Annotated in this window: 21 protein-coding genes; 7 read left to right on the forward strand and 14 right to left on the reverse strand. The window is 72.0% G+C overall.

All coding sequences use genetic code 11. The features are described from left to right. Window positions 1–16: 16 nt before the first annotated feature. From ADK65_RS16825 to ADK65_RS16835, 3 genes are read right to left on the reverse strand one after another with little or no spacing between them, the layout of a single operon-like run. Window positions 17–769 (reverse strand): DUF3710 domain-containing protein, encoded by a 753-nt coding sequence (locus ADK65_RS16825; RefSeq protein WP_053670971.1) that lies wholly within the window; start codon window positions 767–769, stop codon window positions 17–19. Between the two features lies 1 nt (window position 770). Further along, window positions 771–1,349 (reverse strand): dUTP diphosphatase, encoded by a 579-nt coding sequence (gene dut / locus ADK65_RS16830; protein ID WP_234352898.1) that lies wholly within the window; start codon window positions 1,347–1,349, stop codon window positions 771–773. Further along, window positions 1,346–1,930: a PaaI family thioesterase gene (locus ADK65_RS16835; protein ID WP_053670973.1), complete on the reverse strand. Its 585-nt coding sequence runs from the start codon at window positions 1,928–1,930 to the stop codon at window positions 1,346–1,348. The genes dut and ADK65_RS16835 overlap by 4 nt, the downstream gene beginning before the upstream one ends. Window positions 1,931–1,988: 58 nt before the next feature. Between ADK65_RS16835 and ADK65_RS16840 the strand changes: the two genes are divergently transcribed. Next, entirely contained in the window at window positions 1,989–2,447 is a 459-nt protein-coding gene (locus ADK65_RS16840; protein WP_053670974.1) for a DUF3093 domain-containing protein, read from the forward strand. A 55-nt stretch (window positions 2,448–2,502) separates the two neighbouring features. Here the strand turns inward: ADK65_RS16840 and ADK65_RS16845 are convergent, their stop codons facing one another. The 4 genes from ADK65_RS16845 to ADK65_RS16860 form a co-directional block, all read right to left on the reverse strand. After that, window positions 2,503–3,462 (reverse strand): hypothetical protein, encoded by a 960-nt coding sequence (locus tag ADK65_RS16845; RefSeq protein ID WP_053670975.1) that lies wholly within the window; start codon window positions 3,460–3,462, stop codon window positions 2,503–2,505. A gap of 13 nt (window positions 3,463–3,475) precedes the next feature. Continuing rightward, on the reverse strand, window positions 3,476–3,772 hold the full coding sequence (locus tag ADK65_RS16850) for a DUF4193 domain-containing protein (protein WP_003993510.1): 297 nt from the start codon (window positions 3,770–3,772) through the stop codon (window positions 3,476–3,478). Window positions 3,773–4,178: 406 nt separating this feature from the next. Beyond that, window positions 4,179–5,411 carry a sensor histidine kinase gene (locus ADK65_RS16855; protein ID WP_053670976.1) on the reverse strand — a complete coding sequence of 411 codons (1,233 nt, stop codon included), beginning with the start codon at window positions 5,409–5,411 and terminating at the stop codon, window positions 4,179–4,181. A gap of 6 nt (window positions 5,412–5,417) precedes the next feature. Next, window positions 5,418–6,071: a response regulator transcription factor gene (locus ADK65_RS16860; protein WP_053670977.1), complete on the reverse strand. Its 654-nt coding sequence runs from the start codon at window positions 6,069–6,071 to the stop codon at window positions 5,418–5,420. A 414-nt stretch (window positions 6,072–6,485) separates the two neighbouring features. Here ADK65_RS16860 and ADK65_RS38855 point away from each other — a divergent pair, with 414 nt between their 5' ends. Then, entirely contained in the window at window positions 6,486–6,659 is a 174-nt protein-coding gene (locus tag ADK65_RS38855; RefSeq protein ID WP_167526644.1) for a hypothetical protein, read from the forward strand. A gap of 118 nt (window positions 6,660–6,777) precedes the next feature. Here ADK65_RS38855 and ADK65_RS16865 read toward each other — a convergent pair whose 3' ends face one another. Together ADK65_RS16865 and ADK65_RS16870 are read right to left on the reverse strand one after the other, a co-directional pair. Next, window positions 6,778–7,593, reverse strand: a complete 816-nt coding sequence (locus ADK65_RS16865) for an inositol monophosphatase family protein (RefSeq protein WP_053670978.1) — start codon at window positions 7,591–7,593, stop codon at window positions 6,778–6,780. Between the two features lie 8 nt (window positions 7,594–7,601). After that, window positions 7,602–8,729, reverse strand: a complete 1,128-nt coding sequence (locus ADK65_RS16870; protein WP_053670979.1) for a ferrochelatase — start codon at window positions 8,727–8,729, stop codon at window positions 7,602–7,604. 275 nt (window positions 8,730–9,004) lie between these two features. Between ADK65_RS16870 and ADK65_RS16875 the strand changes: the two genes are divergently transcribed. From ADK65_RS16875 to sepH, 3 genes are all read left to right on the forward strand, one after another. Further along, entirely contained in the window at window positions 9,005–10,243 is a 1,239-nt protein-coding gene (locus ADK65_RS16875; protein WP_053670980.1) for an MFS transporter, read from the forward strand. Beyond that, window positions 10,203–11,522, forward strand: coding sequence for a D-arabinono-1,4-lactone oxidase (locus ADK65_RS16880; RefSeq protein WP_053670981.1), 1,320 nt, complete (start codon window positions 10,203–10,205; stop codon window positions 11,520–11,522). The genes ADK65_RS16875 and ADK65_RS16880 overlap by 41 nt, the downstream gene beginning before the upstream one ends. A 515-nt stretch (window positions 11,523–12,037) precedes the next feature. Next, a complete protein-coding gene (sepH, locus tag ADK65_RS16885; RefSeq protein WP_053670982.1) occupies window positions 12,038–13,075 on the forward strand; it encodes a septation protein SepH in 1,038 nt (345 codons plus the stop codon). Between the two features lie 80 nt (window positions 13,076–13,155). Here the strand turns inward: sepH and ADK65_RS16890 are convergent, their stop codons facing one another. After that, window positions 13,156–14,007: a sulfurtransferase gene (locus ADK65_RS16890; RefSeq protein ID WP_053670983.1), complete on the reverse strand. Its 852-nt coding sequence runs from the start codon at window positions 14,005–14,007 to the stop codon at window positions 13,156–13,158. A gap of 248 nt (window positions 14,008–14,255) precedes the next feature. Between ADK65_RS16890 and ADK65_RS16895 the strand changes: the two genes are divergently transcribed. Beyond that, window positions 14,256–15,059: a VOC family protein gene (locus ADK65_RS16895; protein ID WP_053670984.1), complete on the forward strand. Its 804-nt coding sequence runs from the start codon at window positions 14,256–14,258 to the stop codon at window positions 15,057–15,059. Window positions 15,060–15,081: 22 nt separating this feature from the next. Here the strand turns inward: ADK65_RS16895 and ADK65_RS16900 are convergent, their stop codons facing one another. From ADK65_RS16900 to ADK65_RS16915, 4 genes are read right to left on the reverse strand one after another with little or no spacing between them, the layout of a single operon-like run. After that, on the reverse strand, window positions 15,082–15,732 hold the full coding sequence (locus tag ADK65_RS16900; protein WP_053670985.1) for a thymidine kinase: 651 nt from the start codon (window positions 15,730–15,732) through the stop codon (window positions 15,082–15,084). Window positions 15,733–15,788: 56 nt separating this feature from the next. Beyond that, window positions 15,789–16,985, reverse strand: coding sequence for an alkaline phosphatase family protein (locus ADK65_RS16905; RefSeq protein WP_053670986.1), 1,197 nt, complete (start codon window positions 16,983–16,985; stop codon window positions 15,789–15,791). Next, window positions 16,985–17,572 carry a DUF5998 family protein gene (locus tag ADK65_RS16910; protein ID WP_170320912.1) on the reverse strand — a complete coding sequence of 196 codons (588 nt, stop codon included), beginning with the start codon at window positions 17,570–17,572 and terminating at the stop codon, window positions 16,985–16,987. The genes ADK65_RS16905 and ADK65_RS16910 overlap by 1 nt, the downstream gene beginning before the upstream one ends. Window positions 17,573–17,623: 51 nt before the next feature. Next, entirely contained in the window at window positions 17,624–20,461 is a 2,838-nt protein-coding gene (locus ADK65_RS16915) for a bifunctional GNAT family N-acetyltransferase/acetate--CoA ligase family protein (RefSeq protein WP_053670988.1), read from the reverse strand. Window positions 20,462–20,641: 180 nt separating this feature from the next. Here ADK65_RS16915 and ADK65_RS16920 point away from each other — a divergent pair, with 180 nt between their 5' ends. Beyond that, window positions 20,642–20,923, forward strand: coding sequence for an HPr family phosphocarrier protein (locus ADK65_RS16920; RefSeq protein ID WP_003993478.1), 282 nt, complete (start codon window positions 20,642–20,644; stop codon window positions 20,921–20,923). Window positions 20,924–21,041 lie beyond the last annotated feature (118 nt).

Here is a 21,041-nt window from a genome sequence, read left to right on the forward strand (position 1 = left end):
TGCTGTCCCTGTGGGCTCAGCGGACCTCGGTGATCTCCGGTCCGCGCTGGAGCTGGCCCATTCCGCCCGCGAAACGGGAGCCCTCCTCCTGCTGGACGCCCTCGGGGACCATCTGGGCGTCGTTCGGCAGCTTCAGGACGATCGGATCGCGGGGCGCCATGGGGCCCTCGCCGCGGACCACGACCGTGTCCCGGAAGATCTGCTCCAGCAGCCCGGCGGCCTGCGGCTGCACGGCGCCCTGGCCCGAGATGACCCCGCGCAGGAACCAGCGGGGGCCGTCCACGCCGACGAACCGCACGACCTGGAAACCGCCGGTGCCGTCCGGCAGCTGTACGGGCACCTGGGCGCGCAGCTCCCAGCCCAGCGGACCCTCGACCTCGTCGACGATGCCGCCCTGCTGGGTGATGCCGGTGCCGATCTCCTCGCGCACCTCGCCCCAGATACCCTCGCGCTTGGGCGCGGCGAAGCCCTGGAGCTGGATGGCGCTGTCGCGCAGCACGACCGTGGCCGCCACGATCGCGTCGCCCGCGACCTCGACCCTGAGCTCCATGCCGTCGACGCCCGGCACGAACAGACCGCCCAGGTCGACCCGGCCTTCGCCCGGGTCACGGACCTCGGAGCTGTCCCACGGGCCGTCGGGGCGCGGCGCGGGCTCCAGCCTCAGGCGCTCGCGCTCTTCGTCCGCCTCGGTGTCGACACCGTCGACGACCTGCTCGGCCTCGCCGGCCGCGTCCTCGGCGGCATCCCTCTTCTTGCGACGTCCGAACACGTCACTGTCCTTCCCGGTCGGATACGACCGAAGCGTATCGATTCCCACCCGCCTGACCGCCCATGGCGGCCCGACCGCTTGTGCCGCTCGTCCCGTCCACCGCGGCATGGCCTCCGGTGGACCCGAAGCCCCCTTCGGCCCGCGCGGAGCCGGGAAGTTCCGCCACCTCCCGGAAGCGGACCCTCTCGACCTGCTGGACCACCAGTTGGGCAATCCGGTCGAAGCGCTCGAACCGCACGGCCTCGCGCGGGTCGAGATTCACCACGATCACCTTGATCTCCCCACGGTACCCGGCATCAACCGTCCCCGGGGCATTCACCAGGGCGACGCCGCAGCGAGCGGCCAGACCGGATCGCGGGTGCACGAAGGCTGCGTACCCCTCCGGCAGCGCCACAGACACTCCCGTGGGCAGTACGGCCCGCTCGCCCGGCTCCAGTCGGCACGCCTCGGTGGTGCGCAGATCGGCCCCGGCGTCCCCGGGCTGCGCGTACGACGGAAGCGGCACCTCCGGATCCAGGCGACGGATCAGTACGTCCAGCGGCGGCCGTACGCCGGGGTTCACAGGGTGTTCTGCGCTCACGGGTTCACCTCGAAGGCCCGGACACGCCGGACCTGGTCCGGGTCGTTCATGGCCGCCTGGATCTCCTCCTGGCGGCCGTGGTCGACGAAGTGGTCGACCTTCACCTCGATGAAGAGGGCGTCGGCGCGCACGGCGACGGGGCCGTCGGGACCGCCGACGCGGCCGGTCGCGGTGGAGTAGATCTTCCGCCCCGCGACGGCCGTCACCTCCGCCTCCAGGTGCAGCGTGGTGCCGACGGGCACGGGACGCACGAAGTCGGTCTCCAGCCGTCCGGTCACCGCGATCGTGCGCAGCAGCCAGTTCAGCGAACCGAGGGTCTCGTCCAGCGCGGAGGCGAGCACACCGCCGTGCGCGAGGCCCGGGGCACCCTGATGGGCGGGCTGGACGGTGAACTCGGCGGTGAGCGACACGCCCTCGCCGGCCCGCGCCTCCAGGTGCAGCCCGTGCGGCTGGTCGCCTCCGCAGCCGAAACACTCGCCGTAGTGCGCGCCGAGGAGCTCACCGGGCGCGGGCGCGTCCGGGTGCCGCACCGGTCGCGCGGCGTCGGCCGGGGGGCGAAGAGCTGGGGAAGTACCACTCACAGCCGGAGACCTTACCCGCGCGTCGGCCCTTTCCGGACACCGTGTCAAGCTAGGCCTCATGCAGCTCTCCGCCGCTCCGTACGAAGAACGCCTGACCGCTCCGCGGACCTGGTGGCTGATCTCGTTCCTCGTGGGCGTCTCGATGGCCCTGATCCTGCTCCCGTTCGGCACCCTGCCGATGCTCGGCGGCCTGGCCGGGGGCACCGCGGTCGCGGCCGTCGCCGCGAGTTCGTACGGCTCGGTGCGCATCCGCGTGGTCGGCGACTCGCTGATCGCGGGCGAGGCGAAGATCCCGCTGGCGGCCCTGGGCGAGGCGGAGGTGCTGGACGCGGAGGAGGCCCGCGCCTGGCGCACCTACAAGGCCGACCCGCGCGCCTTCCTCCTGCTGCGCGCGTACATCCCCACGGCTCTGCGCGTGGAGGTCACGGACCCGCAGGATCCGACTCCGTACCTGTACCTGTCCACGCGCGAGCCGGAGCGCCTGGCGGAGGCGTTGCGCACCGGGAAGCCCGAGTAGCACACCTGGGCGAGACGTCACCCGGCCACCGCGTCGATGACGGACGGGCCGGGCCTCAGCGCCCGTCGCCGTGCTTGCCGTCGTGCCGGTGGTCCGCGTGGCGGCCCAGGGGATCGTGCGTGATCTCGCCCATCTCCAGGGCGTCCACCGGGCGTTCCAGGGCGGGGAGCGCCTCCAGGGCCTCCCAGGGCACCTGGATCTTGCGCAGGTCCCCCCGGATCCGGCCGGCGAGCTTTCTCGTCTCGCCGCGGTTCATGACCGCCCCTACGGCGGCTCCCACCAGGAACGGCATCAGGTTCGGCATGTTGCGGACCATGCGCTTCATGATCCGCTGCCGCAGTTCGCGTTTCATGCGGCTGTTCAGCGCCGTGCTGACGGTCGACGGTTTGGACGCGTCGATGCCGCGCTCCCCCGACCAGGAGTCGAGGTACGCGGTGCTGCGCTGCTTGAGATTGCCCGGCGGCCGTACGCCGTAGACCTCGTGGAGTTCGGCGATGAGCTTCAGCTCGATCGCCGCGACGCCGGTGACCTCCGCGGCCAGTTCCGTCGGCATCGCCGGGGGCACGGGGAGCATCGCGGCCGCGCCGACACCGGCTCCGACCGTCGCCGTCGCCTTCGCCGCGCCCGCCACGAGCTTGTCCGCCAGTTCTTCCGGGCCGAGGCCCGGGAACTGCCTGCGCAGTGTCGCCAGGTCCCGTACGGGCACGCGCGGTGCCAGTTCGATGATCCGGTCGGCGAGGTAGGCGATTCCGGCCCGGGCCCGGTCGCCGCCCTTGCGGGCGCCTTCTCTGGCCCGCTCGCGGATCGTCCCCGCCCGCCGTCTCGCGACGGGTGCGGGGACGTCCACGGATGCCGGGAGGTCACCCCGGTCCGCTGCCGGTTCGAGCGAGGCCGTCTCCGGACCGGTTGGGCCTCGCTCGTCGTCACGCACGCCGTGCCGAGGGCCGTGGATCGGCCCTTCGTCCGCTTTTCGCTTGGAGAAGCGGCGCTTCCAGGGAGGGGTCGAGCCAGTCACGGCCGACCCGCCCTCAGTCGCAGTCGCGGCAGATCGGCTGACCGTTCTTCTCCCGGGCCAGCTGGCTGCGGTGGTGCACCAGGAAGCAGCTCATGCAGGTGAACTCGTCCTGCTGCTTCGGGAGCACCCGGACGGCCAGCTCCTCGTTCGAGAGGTCGGCTCCGGGCAGCTCGAGGCCTTCGGCGGCCTCGAACTCGTCGACGTCCACGGCGGAGGCCGACTTGTCGTTCCTCCGGGCCTTCAGCTCTTCGAGGCTGTCCGAGTCGACGTCGTCGTCGGTCTTGCGTGGAGTGTCGTAATCGGTTGCCATGGTCGCTCTCCCCCTCTGGGTGTCTGCGGTGTCTCCAGCGCACGTAACGCGTGAGAGGCCGGACTTGTGCCCGACCTGAGGCGGAGATTTTGCCTCACATCAAGGTCTGTTACTCAATCGACACCCAACCGGACTCCTGACGAGTGATCGGCTTGGATGGCGATGGGGACCGTACACGGTCCGAATGCTGCACGCCAAAGGCGTCTCACCGTGTACTTCCCGTGATCAAGACCCCCGAAAACCGGGATTTTCCCGGCTTTACGACAGCGTGCATGATCACGGAGAGTAGATGGCCGGAAAGGCGTCCCTGTGATCGATCACACACGGTGCACGCGCGGTGAAGGCTCAGAAATTCCGCGCAAAGCGAACATCCCCGAGTGCCGCCGAGTTGATCGGCGACATGATCTCAGATGGGCAGCGTGACGCGCATGACGAGTCCACCCCCTTCACGCGGCTGGGCATAGATGTGCCCGCCGTGCGCCCGGGCCACGGACCGGACGATGGACAGCCCGAGTCCCACGCCCTTGTCGCTGCCCGTCCGCTCCGTGCGCAGCCGCCGGAACGGCTCGAAGAGGTTGTCGATCTCGTACGCCGGCACCACCGGGCCCGTGTTGGAGACGACCAGGACCGCCTGGCCGTGCTGCACATCGGTGGTGACCTCGACCCAGCCGCCCTCCGCCACGTTGTAGCGCACGGCGTTCTGCACGAGGTTGAGCGCGATGCGCTCCAGCAGCACGCCGTTGCCCTGCACGACCGCGGGCTTCCGCTCGCCCCGGATCACGACGCCCTTGCTCTCGGCCTCGCCGTTCACCTGGTCGATGGCCTGCGAGGCGACCTCGGCGAGGTCCACGGGCCCCCGCTCGACGACCTGGTTGTCGCTGCGGGCGAGCAGCAGCAGCCCCTCGACGAGCTGCTCACTGCGCTCGTTGGTGGCCAGCAGCGTCTTGCCGAGCTGCTGGAGCTCCATCGGCGCGTTCGGGTCGGACAGGTGCACCTCCAGGAGCGTGCGGTTGATCGCCAGCGGCGTCCGCAGTTCGTGCGAGGCGTTGCCGACGAAGCGCTGCTGGGCCGTGAAGGCGCGCTGCAGCCGCTCCAGCATGTCGTCGAAGGTGTCCGCCAGCTCCTTGAGCTCATCGTCCGGGCCGTCCAGCTCGATCCGGCGGGACAGATCCGAGCCCGCCACCGCCCGGGCGGTACGGGTGATCCGGCCCAGCGGCGACAGGACGCGGCCGGCCATCGCGTAACCGAAGGCGAAGGCGATGACGGCCAGGCCGAGCAGGGCCAGGAGGGAGCGGCTGAGCAGGTCGTCCAGGGCGTGCCGCCGCTGCTCGTTGACACAGGCGTTCATGGCGTTGTTGAACTCGCTCGGCGAGGCCTGGTCGGGCAGGTTGCAGATGTCGCTGGTGACCTTGCCCTCGACGATCTTGAAGGGCAGGTCGCTGCCCACGTGCAGCGCCTGCGCGGCCAGCAGGTAGATGATCGACAACAGCAGGATGCCGGCGATCAGGAACATGCCGCCGTAGAGCAGCGTGAGCCTTATGCGGATGGTCGGGCGCAGCCACGGGAAAGGCGGCACGGGCCGCCGGGGGTCCCAGGTGGGCTTGGGGGGTGCCTGCGGGGGTGCGGGAGTGGTTGCCACGGGGTATCAGATCCGGTAGCCGGAGCCGGGGACGGTGACGATGACGGGGGGCTCGCCCAGCTTGCGGCGCAGCGTCATGACGGTCACGCGCACGACGTTCGTGAACGGGTCCGTGTTCTCGTCCCAGGCCTTCTCCAGGAGCTGCTCGGCGGAGACGACGGCGCCCTCGCTGCGCATCAGCACTTCCAGGACCGCGAACTCCTTGGGAGCGAGCTGGACCTCCTGGCCGTCGCGGAACACCTCGCGCCGGTTGGGGTCGAGCTTGATCCCGGCACGCTCCAGGACGGGCGGCAGGGGGACGCTGGTGCGCCGGCCGAGGGCGCGCACCCGCGCAATGAGCTCACTGAAGGCGAACGGCTTGGGCAGGTAGTCGTCGGCGCCGATCTCCAGTCCCTCGACCCGGTCGCTGACGTCGCCGGAGGCCGTCAGCATCAGCACGCGCGTGGGCATGCCCAGTTCGACGATCTTGCGGCAGACGTCGTCACCGTGCACAACCGGGAGGTCGCGGTCGAGGACGACCACGTCGTAGTCGTTGACGCCGATGCGCTCCAGGGCGGCCGCACCGTCGTACACGACGTCGACGGCCATGGCCTCCCGGCGCAGTCCGGTGGCCACCGCATCGGCGAGCAGCTGCTCGTCCTCGACGACGAGTACGCGCACGTTGCTGGTCCTTCCTCATGTCCACCCGCGTAGCCCTTCACCGGGCACACGTGGGCAGGGGTCTTCGACAGTGCTTGGTGTGTTGCCCTCCATCCTGCCCTTTTCGGCCATAAGTCGGAGGTAAGGCGGGTGAGGGCCCCTGGCTCCGGGAGGGAATACCAGATTTTCTCCCCCGGTTAGGTTTCCACGGAAGGGAGCTTGGGGAGGACGGCTTTACATCCCACGATCACGCTCTGCTGGCGCCGCACCACCATGCGGTGCGCATCAATCCGCTTTCCGCAGGGCGGGCGTGGGTGTCCGGCACCGTCGCCGCCCGGCCGAGCGGCGCTGGGCATCCACATGCGGCGTGATCGTCCCTTCCGAACGGCACACCCCCGTGCCATCGACCCACGACCCAGGACGAGGGGGCGCAGCATGGACGCTTTCACCGCAGGACTTCTGCAGCGCATAAGGGCGACCGAGTCCGATCTGTCCCGGGCTCGCGACGAGGGCGACGAGTTCCTCGTCGACGTGGAGCAGGGCGAGCTCGACGACCTGCGCCGACTCGCCGCGGAGCACGGTGTGCAGGTCGGCGCGACGAGCGTCTGATCACGCGGCAAGAGCGGGCCCCGGCGAATCCAGCGCCGGGGCCCGTCGCGTTGTCACGCAGGCGCGTTCACCCGGTGTTCACCGCGTCGTCGGCCCCTGTCCGCAGGGCCCCGCCTCCTCAGTCGTGCCAGGCCCCGAACTCCTCCAGGAGCCGCTGGAGGGGTTCGAACACGCCGGGGGTGCCCGCCACCGTCAGATCGCCCGACGGGCGCTCTCCGGGGCGTCCACCGGTCAGCGCGCCCGCCTCCCGGGCGATCAGGTCCCCCGCCGCGAGGTCCCAGGGGTGCAGACCGCGCTCGTAGTAGCCGTCGAGGCGTCCCGCGGCCACGTCGCACAGGTCGACCGCGGCCGAGCCGCCGCGCCGGATGTCCCGCAGCAGCGGGATCAGCCGCTGGGCCACATCGGCCTGGTGGGCGCGGACGTCGGCGACGTAGTTGAAGCCCGTCGACACCAGCGCCTGCTCCAGGGGCGCCGCGGGGCGGCAGGCCAGCCTGCGCTCACCGTCCCAGGCGCCGGTCGCCCAGGCGCCGCGGCCGCGCACCGCGTGGAACGACTCCCCGCGCATCGGGGCCGTGACGACTCCGACGACGGTCTCGCCGTTCTGCTCGGCGGCGATGGAGACGGCCCAGGTGGGCAGCCCGTACAGGTAGTTCACCGTGCCGTCGAGCGGGTCGATCACCCAGCGGACGCCGCTCGTGCCCTCCGTGGCGGCGCCCTCCTCGCCGAGGATGCCGTCGTCCGGGCGGTGCTCGGCGATCAGACCTGTGATCAGCTTCTCCGCCGCGATGTCCATCTCGGTGACGACGTCGATGGGGCTGGACTTGGTCGCGGCGACCGCGAGGTCGGCCGGGCGCCCGTCCCGCAGCAGAGCGCCGGCGCGGCGGGCGGCCTCCTGGGCGAGGTCGAGCAGGTCCGTGTGCAGGGGGTCGGTCACAAGGCTCCTCAGGCGTAGGTGCTGTCGGCGCCCGCGGCGGCGGGCCGGGGGGCGCGGGCCGGGCAGCAGCCGACCGGGCAGAGGTTGTGGCTCGCCCCGAGAGCCCCCAGGGCGCACGGTGCGACGTCCTGCCCGCGTTCGACGGCGGCACGCTCCACGACGAGCTCGCGGACGGCGGCGGCGAACCTGGGATCGGCACCGACGGTGGCCGAGCGCCGCATCGGCAGACCGAGCTCCTCGGCCCTGGCCCTGGCCTCCGTGTCGAGGTCGTAGAGGACCTCCATGTGGTCGGAGACGAAGCCGATGGGGGCGATGACGACGGCCGGGACGCCGGCCGCGTGCCGCTCGTCGAGGTGGTCGCAGATGTCGGGCTCCAGCCACGGGATGTGTGGGGCGCCGGAGCGGGACTGGTAGACGAGCTGCCAGGGGTGGTCGACGCCGGTGCGCTCCCGGACGGCGTCGGCGATCTGCTGCGCCACGTCCAGGTGCTGCTTCACGTACGCCCCGCCGTCGCCGTGCTCCTCGACGGGGCCGGAGGTGTCGGCGGAGGCCGTCGGGATCGAGTGTGTCGAGAAGGCGAGGTGCGCCCCGTCCCGGACGTCCTCGGGAAGCTCGGCGAGGGACTGGAGCACGCCGTCGATCATGGGCTCCAGGAACCCCGGGTGGTTGAAGTAGTGCCGCAGCTTGTCGACCCTCGGCGGCTCCAGGCCCTCCGCCTCCAGGGTCGCGAGCGCGTCGGCGAGGTTCTCGCGGTACTGGCGGCAGCCCGAGTAGGAGGCGTAGGCGCTGGTGGCGAGGACCAGGACGCGGCGGCGGCCGTCGCGGACCATGTCGCGCAGGGTGTCCGTCAGGTACGGCGCCCAGTTGCGGTTCCCCCAGTAGACCGGCAGGTCCAGGCCGTGGTCGGCGAAGTCCTTGCGCAGGGCGTCCAGCAGGGCGCGGTTCTGGTCGTTGATCGGACTGACCCCGCCGAACAGGAAGTAGTGCTGCCCGACTTCCTTGAGGCGTTCCTTGGGGATGCCGCGCCCACGCGTCACGTTCTCCAGGAACGGAACCACGTCGTCCGGGCCTTCCGGGCCGCCGAACGAGAGCAGGAGCAGGGCGTCGTAGGGGCTGACATCGCGCGCGTCTGGCATGAGTCGATCCTGCCACTCTGCACCGACAGCCGGGAAACGGCGGGGGTGACACCGGCGCGGCCGCCAGGCACGGGGGCGATGCGCTAGCAGGGTCGGCCGCGGGCGCCGGGCGAAGTGGTGCCCGGCCGGACGAGAGCGCCGAGGCCCCGCTGTGCCGGGGCGGAAGGGAGCGCCGGGGCGCTGTGATGCCGGGCCGGACGGGTGCATCGGAGGCGTTCCGGGCCGTAAGCTGTGTCGACTGCGTTCGCAGCTTACTGAGCCTCTCGGAGACCCCGTTGCCCAGCCCCTACCGCGCCCTCTTCGCAGCCCCAGGCTCCAAGGGTTTCTCCGCCGCGGGCTTCCTCGGCCGGATGCCGCTGTCGATGATGGGCATCGGCGTGGTCACGATGATCTCGCAGCTCACCGGGCGGTACGGGCTGGCCGGTGCCCTCTCGGCGACCATCGCGCTGGCCGCCGCGGTGGCCGGGCCGCAGGTCTCCCGCCTGGTGGACCAGTACGGGCAGCGGCGGGTGCTGCGCCCGGCCACGCTGATCTCGCTCACGGCGGCGGCCCTCCTGCTGTTCGCCGCGCACTACGGGTGGCCGGACTGGGTGCTGTTCGTGGCCTGCGTGGGCATCGGCTGCGTGCCGAGCGTCGGCGCGATGATCCGGGCCCGCTGGGCGGCGCTGTACCGCGGCACCCCGCAGCTGCACACCGCGTACTCCTTCGAGTCCGTGGTGGACGAGGTGTGCTTCGTCTTCGGGCCGATCATCTCCATCGGTCTGTCCACGGCCTGGTTCCCGGAGGCCGGCCCGCTGCTCGCCGCCTGCTTCCTGGCCGCCGGGGTGTTCTGGCTGACCGCGCAGCGCGCCACCGAGCCCGAGCCGCACCCGCGGGAGCACAAGGGCGGCGGCAGCGCGATGCGCGCGCCGGGGCTTCAGGTCCTGGTCGCCACCTTCGTCGCCACCGGCGCCATCTTCGGGGCGGTCGACGTGGTCACCGTGGCCTTCGCCGACGAGGAGGGCCGCAAGGCCGCGGCGAGCGTCGTCCTCGCCCTGTACGCGGGCGGTTCCTGTGTCGCGGGGATGATCTACGGGCTGCTGCGCTTCGCCGGGGCGCCGGAACGTCGGTGGCTGCTGGGCGTGTGTGCCATGGCCGTGAGTATGATCCCCCTCCTACTGGTCGGAAACTTGCCGTTTCTGGCCGTGGCGCTGTTCGTTGCGGGTCTGTCCATCGCTCCGACGATGATCACGACGATGTCCCTCATCGAAGAGCACGTACCACGCGCGCAGCTCACCGAGGGCATGACCTGGGTGAGCACCGGGCTCGCGGTGGGGGTCGCACTCGGCTCCTCCGCGGCCGGCTGGGTGATCGACGCGGCCGGGGCGCGTGCGGGGTACGGGGTTCCGGCCGTGGCCGGGGCCGTCGCGGTCGCGGTGGGTTTCCTCGGGTTCCGCCGGCTCAAGCGACCGGCAGCGGGTCGGGGAGGCTCCGTTGAGCAGCACAGCGAACGGAAAGAACGGCACGTGGCGTAACTGGGGCGGCAACGTCTCGGCTCGTCCCGCGCGAGAGGTCACCCCCGCTTCCGTCGACGAACTGGCCGCCGCGGTGCGGCGGGCCGCCGAGGACGGCCTCAAGGTGAAGGCGGTCGGCGCCGGGCACTCCTTCACCTCCATAGCCGCGACGGACGGTGTGCTGATCCGTCCTCAGCTGCTGACCGGGATCCGCCACATCGACCGTGAGAACATGACGGTCACGGTGGAGGCCGGCACCCCGCTCAAGAGGCTCAATGTGGCTCTCGCGCGCGAGGGCCTGTCGCTCACGAACATGGGCGACATCATGGAGCAGACGGTCTCCGGGGCCACCAGCACCGGAACGCACGGCACGGGCCGCGAATCCGGCTCGATCGCCGCCCAGATCAAGGGCCTGGAACTGGTCACCGCCGACGGCTCGGTCCTCACCTGCTCCGAGAAGGAGAACCCGGAGGTCTTCGCCGCCGCCCGCATCGGCCTCGGCGCCCTGGGCCTGGTCACCGCGATCACCTTCGCCGTCGAGCCGGTCTTCCTGCTCACGGCCCGCGAGGAGCCCATGCCGTTCGACCGGGTCCTCTCCGACTTCGAGGAACTCTGGGCCGAGAACGAGCACTTCGAGTTCTACTGGTTCCCCCACACGGGCAGCACCAACACCAAGCGCAACAACCGCAGCGCGGGGCCGGAGAAGCCCGTGCCGCAGTTCAAGAGCTTCATCGAGGACGAGTTCCTCTCCAACGGGGTCTTCCAGGTGGCCAACTGGGTCGGCCGCGCGGTGCCCGCCACGATCCCCGCGATCGCCCGGATCTCCAGCAAGGCGTTGTCCGCGCGGACCTACACGGACATCCCCTACAAGGTCTTCACGTCGCCGCGCCGGGTGCGCTTCGTGGAGATGGAGTACGCCGTTCCGCGCGCGGCCGTCGTCGAGACGCTGCGCGAGCTGAAGGCGATGGTCGACCGCTCGGGCCTCAGGGTCAGCTTCCCCGTCGAGGTGCGCACCGCCCCCGCGGACGACATCACGCTGTCCACCGCCTCCGGCAGGGACAGCGCCTACATCGCCGTCCACATGTTCCGGGGCACGCCGTACCAGCGGTACTTCACGTCCGCCGAGCGCATCTTCACCGCCCACGAGGGCCGTCCGCACTGGGGGAAGATCCACACCAGGGACGCCGAGTACTTCTCCCGGGTGTATCCGCGCTTCGGCGAGTTCACGGCGCTGCGGGATCGTCTCGACCCCGACCGGCTGTTCCAGAACGACTACTTGCGCAGGGTTTTGGGGGCGTAGGGGGCGCAAAGGGGTTGCGCTTCCCGTGCCCACGCTCCCCGTGACGCTGGGAGTCGGGCGGGGCAGGGCGTGGCACGCGACGCGGCGGGGCGGCGACCGCGCGCCCCGGCCCGACCCCTTGGTTCCGATTCTGGTGATTACGTGAAGTACCCCACGTTCAAGATCGCGAGTGGGGGGCAGGAGAAGTCAAGTCCCACCCCGTGGCAGAAGTTGGGCGGCGCGCCAATCCACGCACGTGGCCCGAATGGAGTACTGTTGCGAGCCCTGGGTCCGGTCTCCCGTCAGGGTGTACAGGGCCTTGAGGACCGCCGGGAGGGGGCTAGTTGCACAGCGTGACAGAGTTCGTCACTTAGCGTTGCGAATAGGTAACCGTGCCATAACGGCGATCCAGGGCCCGCGCCCGACACGCCGGGCAACTCGGCAAGGTTGTGGCAGGCTGCACCCGGGCAGGCCACACTCGACTAGCGGAAGCAGCGACGCACGTGACGTCGGCAGGCACCACCCGGGAGGTCCCCATGCCCGAACTGCGTGTCGTGGCCGTCTCGAATGACGGCACACGGCTGGTGCTGAAGGCTGCCGACTCTACGGAGTACACGCTTCCGATCGACGAACGCCTGCGCGCTGCGGTGCGCGGCGACCGTCCGCGCCTCGGCCAGATCGAGATCGAGGTCGAGAGCCACCTCCGCCCCCGCGACATCCAGGCGCGTATACGTGCCGGCGCGACCGCGGAAGAGGTCGCGCAGATGGCCGGCATCCCCGTCGACCGGGTGCGCCGCTTCGAGGGCCCCGTGCTCGCCGAGCGTGCCTTCATGGCCGAGCGGGCGCGCAAGACCCCGGTCCGCCGCCCCGGCGAGAACTCCGGCCCGCCCCTCGGCGAGGCCGTGCAGGAGCGGCTGCTGCTGCGCGGTGCCGACAAGGACACCGTCCAGTGGGACTCGTGGCGTCGCGACGACGGCACGTGGGAGGTCCTGCTGGTCTACCGCGTCGCCGGCGAACCGCACTCGGCGAGCTGGACGTACGACCCGCCCCGGCGGCTCGTCCAGGCCGTCGACGACGAGGCGCGCTCCCTGATCGGCGAGACCGACGACCTGTCGGCACCCGAGCCCAGCTTCCCGTTCGTCCCCCGGATCGCCCGGCTGCCGCGCGACAGACCGCTGGACCGCCCCGAACGCGAGCGGCCGAGTCTGCCCGCCCAGGCGTCCGAGCCACTCGAGGAGACCACCGGCGAGCGCGACTCGCTGACCAGCCTGCTCGAGGCGGTGCCGAGCTTCCGCGGCGACCTCGTGGTTCCGGAACTCCCCCCGGCGGAGACCGAGGAGGAGGCCGTCGTCGTCGCCGAGGTCGAGGAGGAGGAGCCTCCGGCTTCCGCGGCCTCGGCCGGTTCCGCCTATGCGGACGTCCTCATGCCGCGCAGCGTGGGCAGCCACCGCGACCGGCTCATCGGCGCCACCGACCGGCAGGCCGAAGCCGACGGCGTCCGCCCCGGCCGCAGGGCGGCCGTACCGAGCTGGGACGAGATCGTGTTCGGCACGCGGCGCAAGAAGCAGGAGTAGCCGGGCGAACTCTCGCACGAGTCATTCCGAGGAGGAGGGGGCCACGCCGAAACCAGGCGCGGCCCCCTCCTCCTGTCAGATCACTGCGGGTCCGGACCCACGGCCACCGGCCGGTCCGGGTCCGAGGACCACTCCGACCATGACCCCACGTACAGCTCGGCCGGAATCCCGGCGGCCGCTAGGGCCAGGACCTGGTGGGCGGCGGAGACCCCCGAACCGCAGTACACGCCGACCCTCGAACCCTCGGTCACACCCAGCCCCTTGAACCGCTCTCGCAGTTCCCCGGCGGGAAGGAAACGCCCGTCGGCCCCCACGTTCTCCGTGGTGGGCGCCGACACCGCGCCCGGGATGTGCCCGGCCACCGGGTCGATCGGCTCCACCTCGCCGCGGTACCGCTCCCCCGCCCGCGCGTCCAGCAGCACACCGGACCGTGCCAGCGCCGCGGCGGCATCCGCGTCGAGCAGCCCCGTCGCTCCCGGCTCGGGCACGAAGTCGCCCTCCTCCGGAGTCGGCACGGAGGTGTCCAACGGGCCTTCCCAGGACGGCAACCCGCCGTCGAGGACTCGCACATCCGGGTGACCCGTCCAGCGCAGCAGCCACCACGCCCGGGCCGCCGCCCACCCCTGGCCGCCGTCGTAGGCGACCACCGGAGTTCCGGCGAAGACGCCCGCCCGGCGCATCGCGGCGCCGAAGCGCGCGAGGTCGGGCAGGGGGTGCCGGCCGTCGGCGCCCGGCGCGGAGGCCAACTCCCGGTCCAGGTCGACGTAGACGGCTCCGGGCAGGTGCCCTGCCTCGTACGCGGCCCGGCCGTCGAACGGCGGCTCGCCGGCCGCCTTGGCCGCGGTGAGCTGCCAGCGGACGTCGAGCAGGACCGGCGGGCGGGCGCCGGTGAGGTCCCTGGCGAGGTCGGATGCGGAGATGATGGCGTTCATGGCCCCATCCTCGCGCACGGGGTGGCCGAGCCGTCCCTGTCCGGCTACTCTGCTCGGCCGGAGCAGGGCGGTTACGCGGCGTACGGGAACAAGCACGTGCTGTACAGCTGAGCGACACCCGCCGACAAGCGCGCCGTGAGCCCCAGGTGCCCGCACATCGGGCATTCTCCCGGAACGGGACGCCCCACAGGGCCGCCCCACCAGGCTGCGGAGAGCACGGCCACCGCGAGGCCGAGAAGAGAGTGACGATGACCGACGCACGGGGGCCCGCCGGGCCGAGCAGCGACACACCCGCTCGGCACGCGCCCGGCGCGCCCTGTTGGGTGAGCCTGATGGTGCACGGCCCGGACGCGACCCAGGAGTTCTACGGAGCGCTGTTCGGCTGGGAGTTCCAGCCCGGCCCCCAGCAACTCGGGCCCTACGTGCGGGCGCTGCTCGACGGGCGCGAGGTGGCCGGGATCGGACGCCTGCCGCCGGACCGCCATCTGCCCATCGCGTGGACGCCGTACTTCGCCTCGGAGAACGTGGATCTGACGGCCGAGACGGTGCGCAGCCGCGGTGGCACGGTCGGCGTGGGCCCGCTGGACGCCGCCGACGCCGGCCGCATGGCGATCTGCTCCGATCCCGCCGGCGCGGTCTTCGGTGTCTGGCAGGCCGCCGCGCACCTCGGCACCGCCGTCTCCGGCGTTTCCGGCACACCCGCCTGGAACGAGCTGCTGACCTTCGAGTCGGCGAGCGTCGCCAAGTTCTACCGGCTGGTCTTCGGCTACGAGGAGGAGCCGGTGGTCTCCGCCGACTTCGACTACGTGTCCCTGCACCTCGGCGGCGAACCCGTGGCCGGCATCCACGGCCTGGGACACACCCTGCCCCGTGACCGGGGGCCGCACTGGATCACGTACTTCCAGGTGGCCGACGTAAACGATGCCCTTGACCACCTGGCCCACCTGGGCGGGCAGGTCCTCAAGCCGGTGCACGACACCGAGCACGGGCGGGTGGCGCAGGTGTCGGACCCGGAAGGGGCCCGGTTCGCGTTGGTGCAGTGCCCGAGCTGAAGCCCGGCGCACCGGCCTCGGATCAGGCGGACGTCACCGGCAGCACGTCCGGGGAGAGGGCCGCGGCGCGGGACGTCGCCGCCGTCATCCGGCGGCGGTGGTGACGCCGGCACAGCACCTCGTAGCCGACCTCGTCCGCGGAGTGGGTGACGTCGCCGACGACCACCTGGGCGCCTTCGACGACCATCACCCCGCCTATCGTGCGGGCGTTGTGCGTGGCGCGGGCTCCGCACCAGCACAGGGCCTCGACCTGCAGCACCTCGACCCGGTCGGCCAGTTCCACCAGCCGCTGCGAGCCGGGGAAGAGCTTGGAGCGGAAGTCGGTCGTGATGCCGAAGGCGTACACGTCGAGGCTCAGGTCGTCGACCACACGCGCGAGTTGGTCGATCTGCTCCGGCGCGAGGAACTGGGCCTCGTCGGCGATGACGTAGTCCGCACGGCCGCCCTGCGAGAGGTGGTCGACGAGATGGCTGTAGAGGTCCTGCCCGTCCCCGACCTCCACCGCGTCCGTCACCAGGCCGAGACGCGAGGACAGCTTGCCCTCGCCGGCGCGGTCGTCACGCGAGTAGATCATGCCCTGCAGGCCGCGCGCGGAGCGGTTGTGCTCGATCTGGAGAGCCAGCGTCGACTTCCCGCAGTCCATCGTTCCGCAGAAGAACACCAGCTCGGGCATGTGGAGTTGAGCACCTTTCGGCGTGGGAGGACAGCGGGGCTTGGGGTGGGGCTGTCTCAGGAGCGTACTTCGAGCAGGGGGACGAGCTGCTCGGCGGGGGTCATCGAGCCGTGGTTGCCGACCATCGCCGACTCCTTCGGCTCCCGCTCGGAGGCGATGAGCAGGACGTCGTCGCGGGCGGCCGCGACCACGTCGCCGATCCTGCCGTACACCCGTTCGTCGATCCGCGGGCCGAACCAGCCCGCCGCGATGGCCTCGTCGCGTGAGGCCACCCAGAACTGCTCGCCGAGCACCTCGCGCCAGCAGGTCAGGACGTCGTTCGAGGCGCCGGGCACCGCGTAGACGTGGCGGGCGCGGCCTTCGCCGCCGAGCAGGGCGACACCGGCGCTCAGCTCCCAGTCCTCGTCGAAGTCGATGCGGTGCTGCTCGTCGAAGGGCACGTCGATCATGCCGTGGTCGGCGGTGACGTAGAGGGCGCTGCGCGGCGGCAGTTGCTCGGCCAGGCGCTGGACCAGGCGGTCGGCGTACATGAGCTGGCCGCGCCAGGTGTCGGAGTCGACGCCGTAGCGGTGGCCGGCGCCGTCGACCTCGGCGAAGTACGTGTACACCAGGGAGCGGTCGCCCGCGGCCAGTTGCTCGGCCGCCAGGTCCACGCGGTCCTCGCCGGACAGCCGCCCGAGGAACGTTCCTCCACTCAGTGCGACCTTGGTCAGCGGGGTGTTCTCGAAGGTCGGGGACGACACCTGCGCGGCGTGCACCCCGGCCGCGTGCGCCAGCTGGAAGACCGTGGGGTACGGCTGCCAGGGGCCGGGCGGGGCCCACGGCTGCCAGCGCAGCTGGTTCATCAGCTCGCCGGTGTCCGGGTTGCGGACGGTGTAGCCGGGCAGGCCGTGCGCGCCGGGCGGCAGGCCGGTACCGACGGAGGCGAGGGAGGTCGCGGTGGTCGCCGGGTAGCCGGCGGTGAGCGGACGTCCGGTGCCGCCGCGGGAGGTGGCGAGCAGGGACGCCATGAAAGGAGCGTCCTCGGGGTGCGCCCTCAGCTGCTCCCAGCCGAGGCCGTCGATCAGGAACACGCAGTTCCGGTCGGCGGGGGTCAGCTCGGTGATCGCGGCGCTCATGTCCGGTACGCCCAGACCGGCGGCCAGGGTCGGCAGAAGGTCGGCGAGTGATCCGCTGCCGTATTCGGGGACCGGCGCGGACGCGAGGGAGAGCGGTTCGGGGTGCTGGTCCCACGCCGTGTCGAGCTGCGCCATCAGCGGGTCGTGTCCGCGGTCGCCTCGGAGAGGGCCTGCGCGAAGGCGAGCGCCTCCCGCACGGTCTCCGGTCCGTCCCCGGCCTCGCTGACGCGCAGGCTGAGGTCGTCCGCCGTGGAGTTTCCGGTGTAGCCGTGGTCCGCCTCGCAGTTGGGGTCGCCGCAGGCGGCCGGCTCCAGGTCGATGCGCGAGACGGCGCCCCAGCCGATGGTGAGGACCACTTCGCGGGGCAGTGTCCCCGGCTTGTACGACTCCGGGTTGGCGACCACGCGGCTGACCACGACCGACGAGATGCGGCCGATCTTCACGGACTCCGTCGACGTCGTGGCGTACGGCGTCGGGGAGGTGCTGTCGGCGGCCTGCTCGTCGGTGTGGCTGACGATGAAGCGGGTGTCGGTGAGGACGAGCACCGTCACGTGCCGCCGCACCTCGTTCTGGTCGAACGTCGTCTCCTGGTGGACCAGGTACGACCGCATGGGCTCGCCGCCCACGGCGGCCTCCACCGCCTCGGCCACGAGGGCCGGGTAGTAGCCGCTGCGCTCGATCGCCGCCCGCAGCCCCTGGGTCGTCGTACTGGTCTTGGCCATGACGCCCATCCTACGGGGGACCACTGACTGCGAGGGACCGCTCGCCCCCGGTCAGTACGCGGGGAGCGTGCGTGGGCCGAGGTCGTCGCGGGCGGGAGGGGGCGCGAGGCGGACGGAGGCGCCGAGCACGCTCAGGCCGTGCGAGGCGACGACGACCGGCTCCAGGGTGACCGCGACGACCTCGGGGTGGTCGTCGACCAGCCGGGACACCCGCAGCAGCAGTTCCTCGAGGGCCCGGGTGTCGGCCGGTGCGGAGCCGCGCCAGCCGAACAGCAGCGGGGCGGTGCGGATCGAGCGCACCAGGGAGGTCGCCTCCCGGTCGGTGACCGGGATGAGCCGGTGCGCGGTGTCCCCGAGCAGCTGCGAGGCGGCCCCGGCGAGCCCGAAGGACAGCACGGCTCCGGCCGCGGGGTCGATGACGGCGCGTACGACGACGTCCACGCCGCGCGGCGCCATCCGCTGCACCACCGGCCGCAGCTCCTCCGGCGCGCCGAACAGGTCGGTCAACTCGACGTAGGCCCTGCGCAGTTGGTCCTCGTCCGCGAGGTCGAGGCGGACGCCGCCCAGGTCGGCGCGGTGCCGCAGGTGCGGGGCGGTGGCCTTGAGCGCGACCGGGTAGCCGAGGGTGCGGGCGGCCTCGGCGGCGGCGTCGGGGGTCGGGGCGGGCAGGGCGCGATGAACCTGGACGCCGTAGTGGCCGAGGAGGTCGCAGGTCTCGTCCGAGCCGAGTGTGAGGCCCTGCCCGCGTGCGAGGAGGCCCTCGATCAACGCGGCGGCGCCCCTCTGGTTGATGTCGTCGTACTCGGGCACCTTGCCGGGGTCGGCGGCGTCACGTCGCCACTGCGCGTAGGTGACGGCCTGGCCGAGGGCGCGCACGGCGCGCTCCGCGGCGGGGTAGGCGGGGATGAGGTGGGTGTCCTCGGGCGCCTCGGCGGCGGAAGGCTGCGTCGCGGTGGGCTGCGTCGCGGTCGGAGCCGGACTGGGAGCTGTTTGTGGTGGATTGTCCGATCCGGCCTGTGGTGCCGTGCTCGCCGCCGCCGACAGGGCCTCCGCCAGACCGCCGAGTTCCACATGGACCACGAGGACCGGCTTCGCCGGAGCCGCTGCCGATGCCGACCGCAGGGCCTGTGCGAGGGCCGCGTCCCCGACCGAGCCCTCCCCCACCGCCGGGATGGCGGTGACGACGACGGCGTCGCACCGGTCGTCGGCCAGCGCGCGGGACAGGGCCGCGTGGAAGTCGGCCGCGGACGCCGCCGTGGTCAGGTCCTGCGGAGGGTGCGGCCGCAGGCCCTCGGCGAGGCACGCGTCGTAGGTGAGCAGGCCGAGCGACTCGGAGTTGCCGAGGATCGCCACCCTGGGCCCGGCCGGCAGGGGCTGGCGGGCGAGCAGCAGACCCGCGTCCACCAGCTCGGTGATGGTGTCGACGCGGATGACTCCGGCCTGCCGCAGCAGGGCCGACACGGTCGCGTGCGGGAGCCTGGTCGCCCGTACGGCGTGCCCCTGGGGGGCGGCGCCGTGCCGCGCGCCCTGGACGACGACCAGGGGCTTGGCCGCGGCGGTCCGGCGGGCGAGGCGGGTGAACTTGCGGGGGTTGCCGATGGACTCCAGGTACATGAGGACGACGTCGGTGTCGGGGTCCTCGTACCAGTACTGCAGGACATCGTTGCCGGAGACGTCGGCGCGGTTTCCGGAGGAGACGAAGGTGGAGACTCCGGTCACACCGGTGACGCCTCCGCCGCGCCGGTGCAGCCGGGACAGCAGGGCGATGCCGATGGCGCCGGACTGGGCGAACAGGCCGATCCGGCCGGGGCGCGGCACCTCGGGGGCGAGGGAGGCGTTGAGCCGCACCCGGGGGGAGGTGTTGATGATGCCGAAGGCGTTCGGGCCGATGATCCGCATGCCGTACGTACGCGCGTGCCGCACGAGGGCGCGCTGGCGTTCGCGCCCCTCGGGGCCGCTCTCGGCGTATCCGGCGGAGACCACGACCAGCCCCTGCACGCCGTGTTCGCCGCACTCGGTGACGACCTCGGGGACGTGTTCGGCCGGGACGGCGACGACGGCGAGGTCCACGGGGCCGTCGATGTCGCGCACCGAGCGGTGGGCGGGCACCCCGTCGAGCTCCTTCTGCTCCTCGGGAAGGGCCTTGTTCACGGCGTGGAGGCGGCCGGTGTACCCGGCGTCCCGGATGTTGCCGAGGACGCTGCGGCCCACACCGCCGGGGGTGCGGCCGGCGCCGATGACGGCGACCGAACCGGGGGCGAGCAGCCGCTGCACCGACCGCGCCTCGGCGCGGTGTTCCCGGGCGTACTGCACGGCCAGGGAGCGGTCGGTGGGTTCGAGGTCGAACTCCAGACGGACGACGCCGTCCTCGAAGCTGCGCTTCTGCGTGTAGCCGGCGTCCGTGAACACCTTGATCATCTTGGTGTTGGCGGGCAGCACCTCGGCGGCGAAACGGCGGATGCCGCGCTCACGGGCGACGGCACCGATGTGTTCGAGCAGGGCGGAGGCGACCCCACGGCCCTGGTGGGCGTCCTGCACGAGGAAGGCGACCTCGGCCTCGTCGGCGGGTGCGGACGCGGGCGTTCCGTCCGGGCCGATCCGGTCGTAGCGTACGGTGGCGATGAACTCGCCGCCCACTGTGGCCGCGAGTCCCACCCGGTCCACAAAGTCGTGGTGCGTGAAGCGGTGGACGTCCTTGGCGGACAGGCGAGGGTACGGCGCGAAGAAGCGGTAGTACTTCGACTCGTCGGAGACCTGCTCATAGAAGCTGACCAGGCGATCGGCGTCATCAACGGTGATGGGCCGGATGCGCGCGGTACCCCCGTCGCGCAGCACCACGTCGGCTTCCCAGTGGGCGGGATACTCGTGCCGGTCCGGCGAGGTCTGCATGGGCCCCAGAGTACGGCTAGCGTCCGACAGCGGGTGCGAGGCAGTCTGTGGAGGGCGTCAGTCGGGTCGAGGCCGCGATCCGACGGCACCCCCGGAGTGGAACGCGAGGACCGCTCCGGGCGGGCTTCACGATATGGGAAACTGGTCTAGACAACCCTGAACACCGAAGGGCAGCAACACATGGCTGAGCGCCGCGTCAACGTCGGCTGGGCCGAGGGCCTCCACGCCCGCCCCGCCTCCATCTTCGTCCGAGCCGCCACGGCCGCAGGCGTCCCGGTGACGATCGCCAAGGCTGACGGCAACCCCGTCAACGCGGCCTCGATGCTGGCCGTCCTGGGCCTCGGCGCCCAGGGAGGCGAGGAGATCGTCCTCGCCTCCGACGCCGAGGGCGCGGACGCCGCCCTCGACCGGCTGGCGAAGCTGGTCTCCGAGGGTCTCGAGGAACTGCCCGAGACCGTCTGATGTCCCGAGCGCCCGATGCGGCGCACAGTGAAGGGCTCGTCCGAATTCACCGGGCGGGCCCTTCGCCATTCCCGGCCCACTCGGGTGCAGGATTTCCCGAGCCCGGGCACAGAATTCC

It is taken from the genome of Streptomyces sp. NRRL B-1140, assembly GCF_001280065.1.
In the GTDB taxonomy this organism is placed as follows: Bacteria; Actinomycetota; Actinomycetes; order Streptomycetales; family Streptomycetaceae; genus Streptomyces.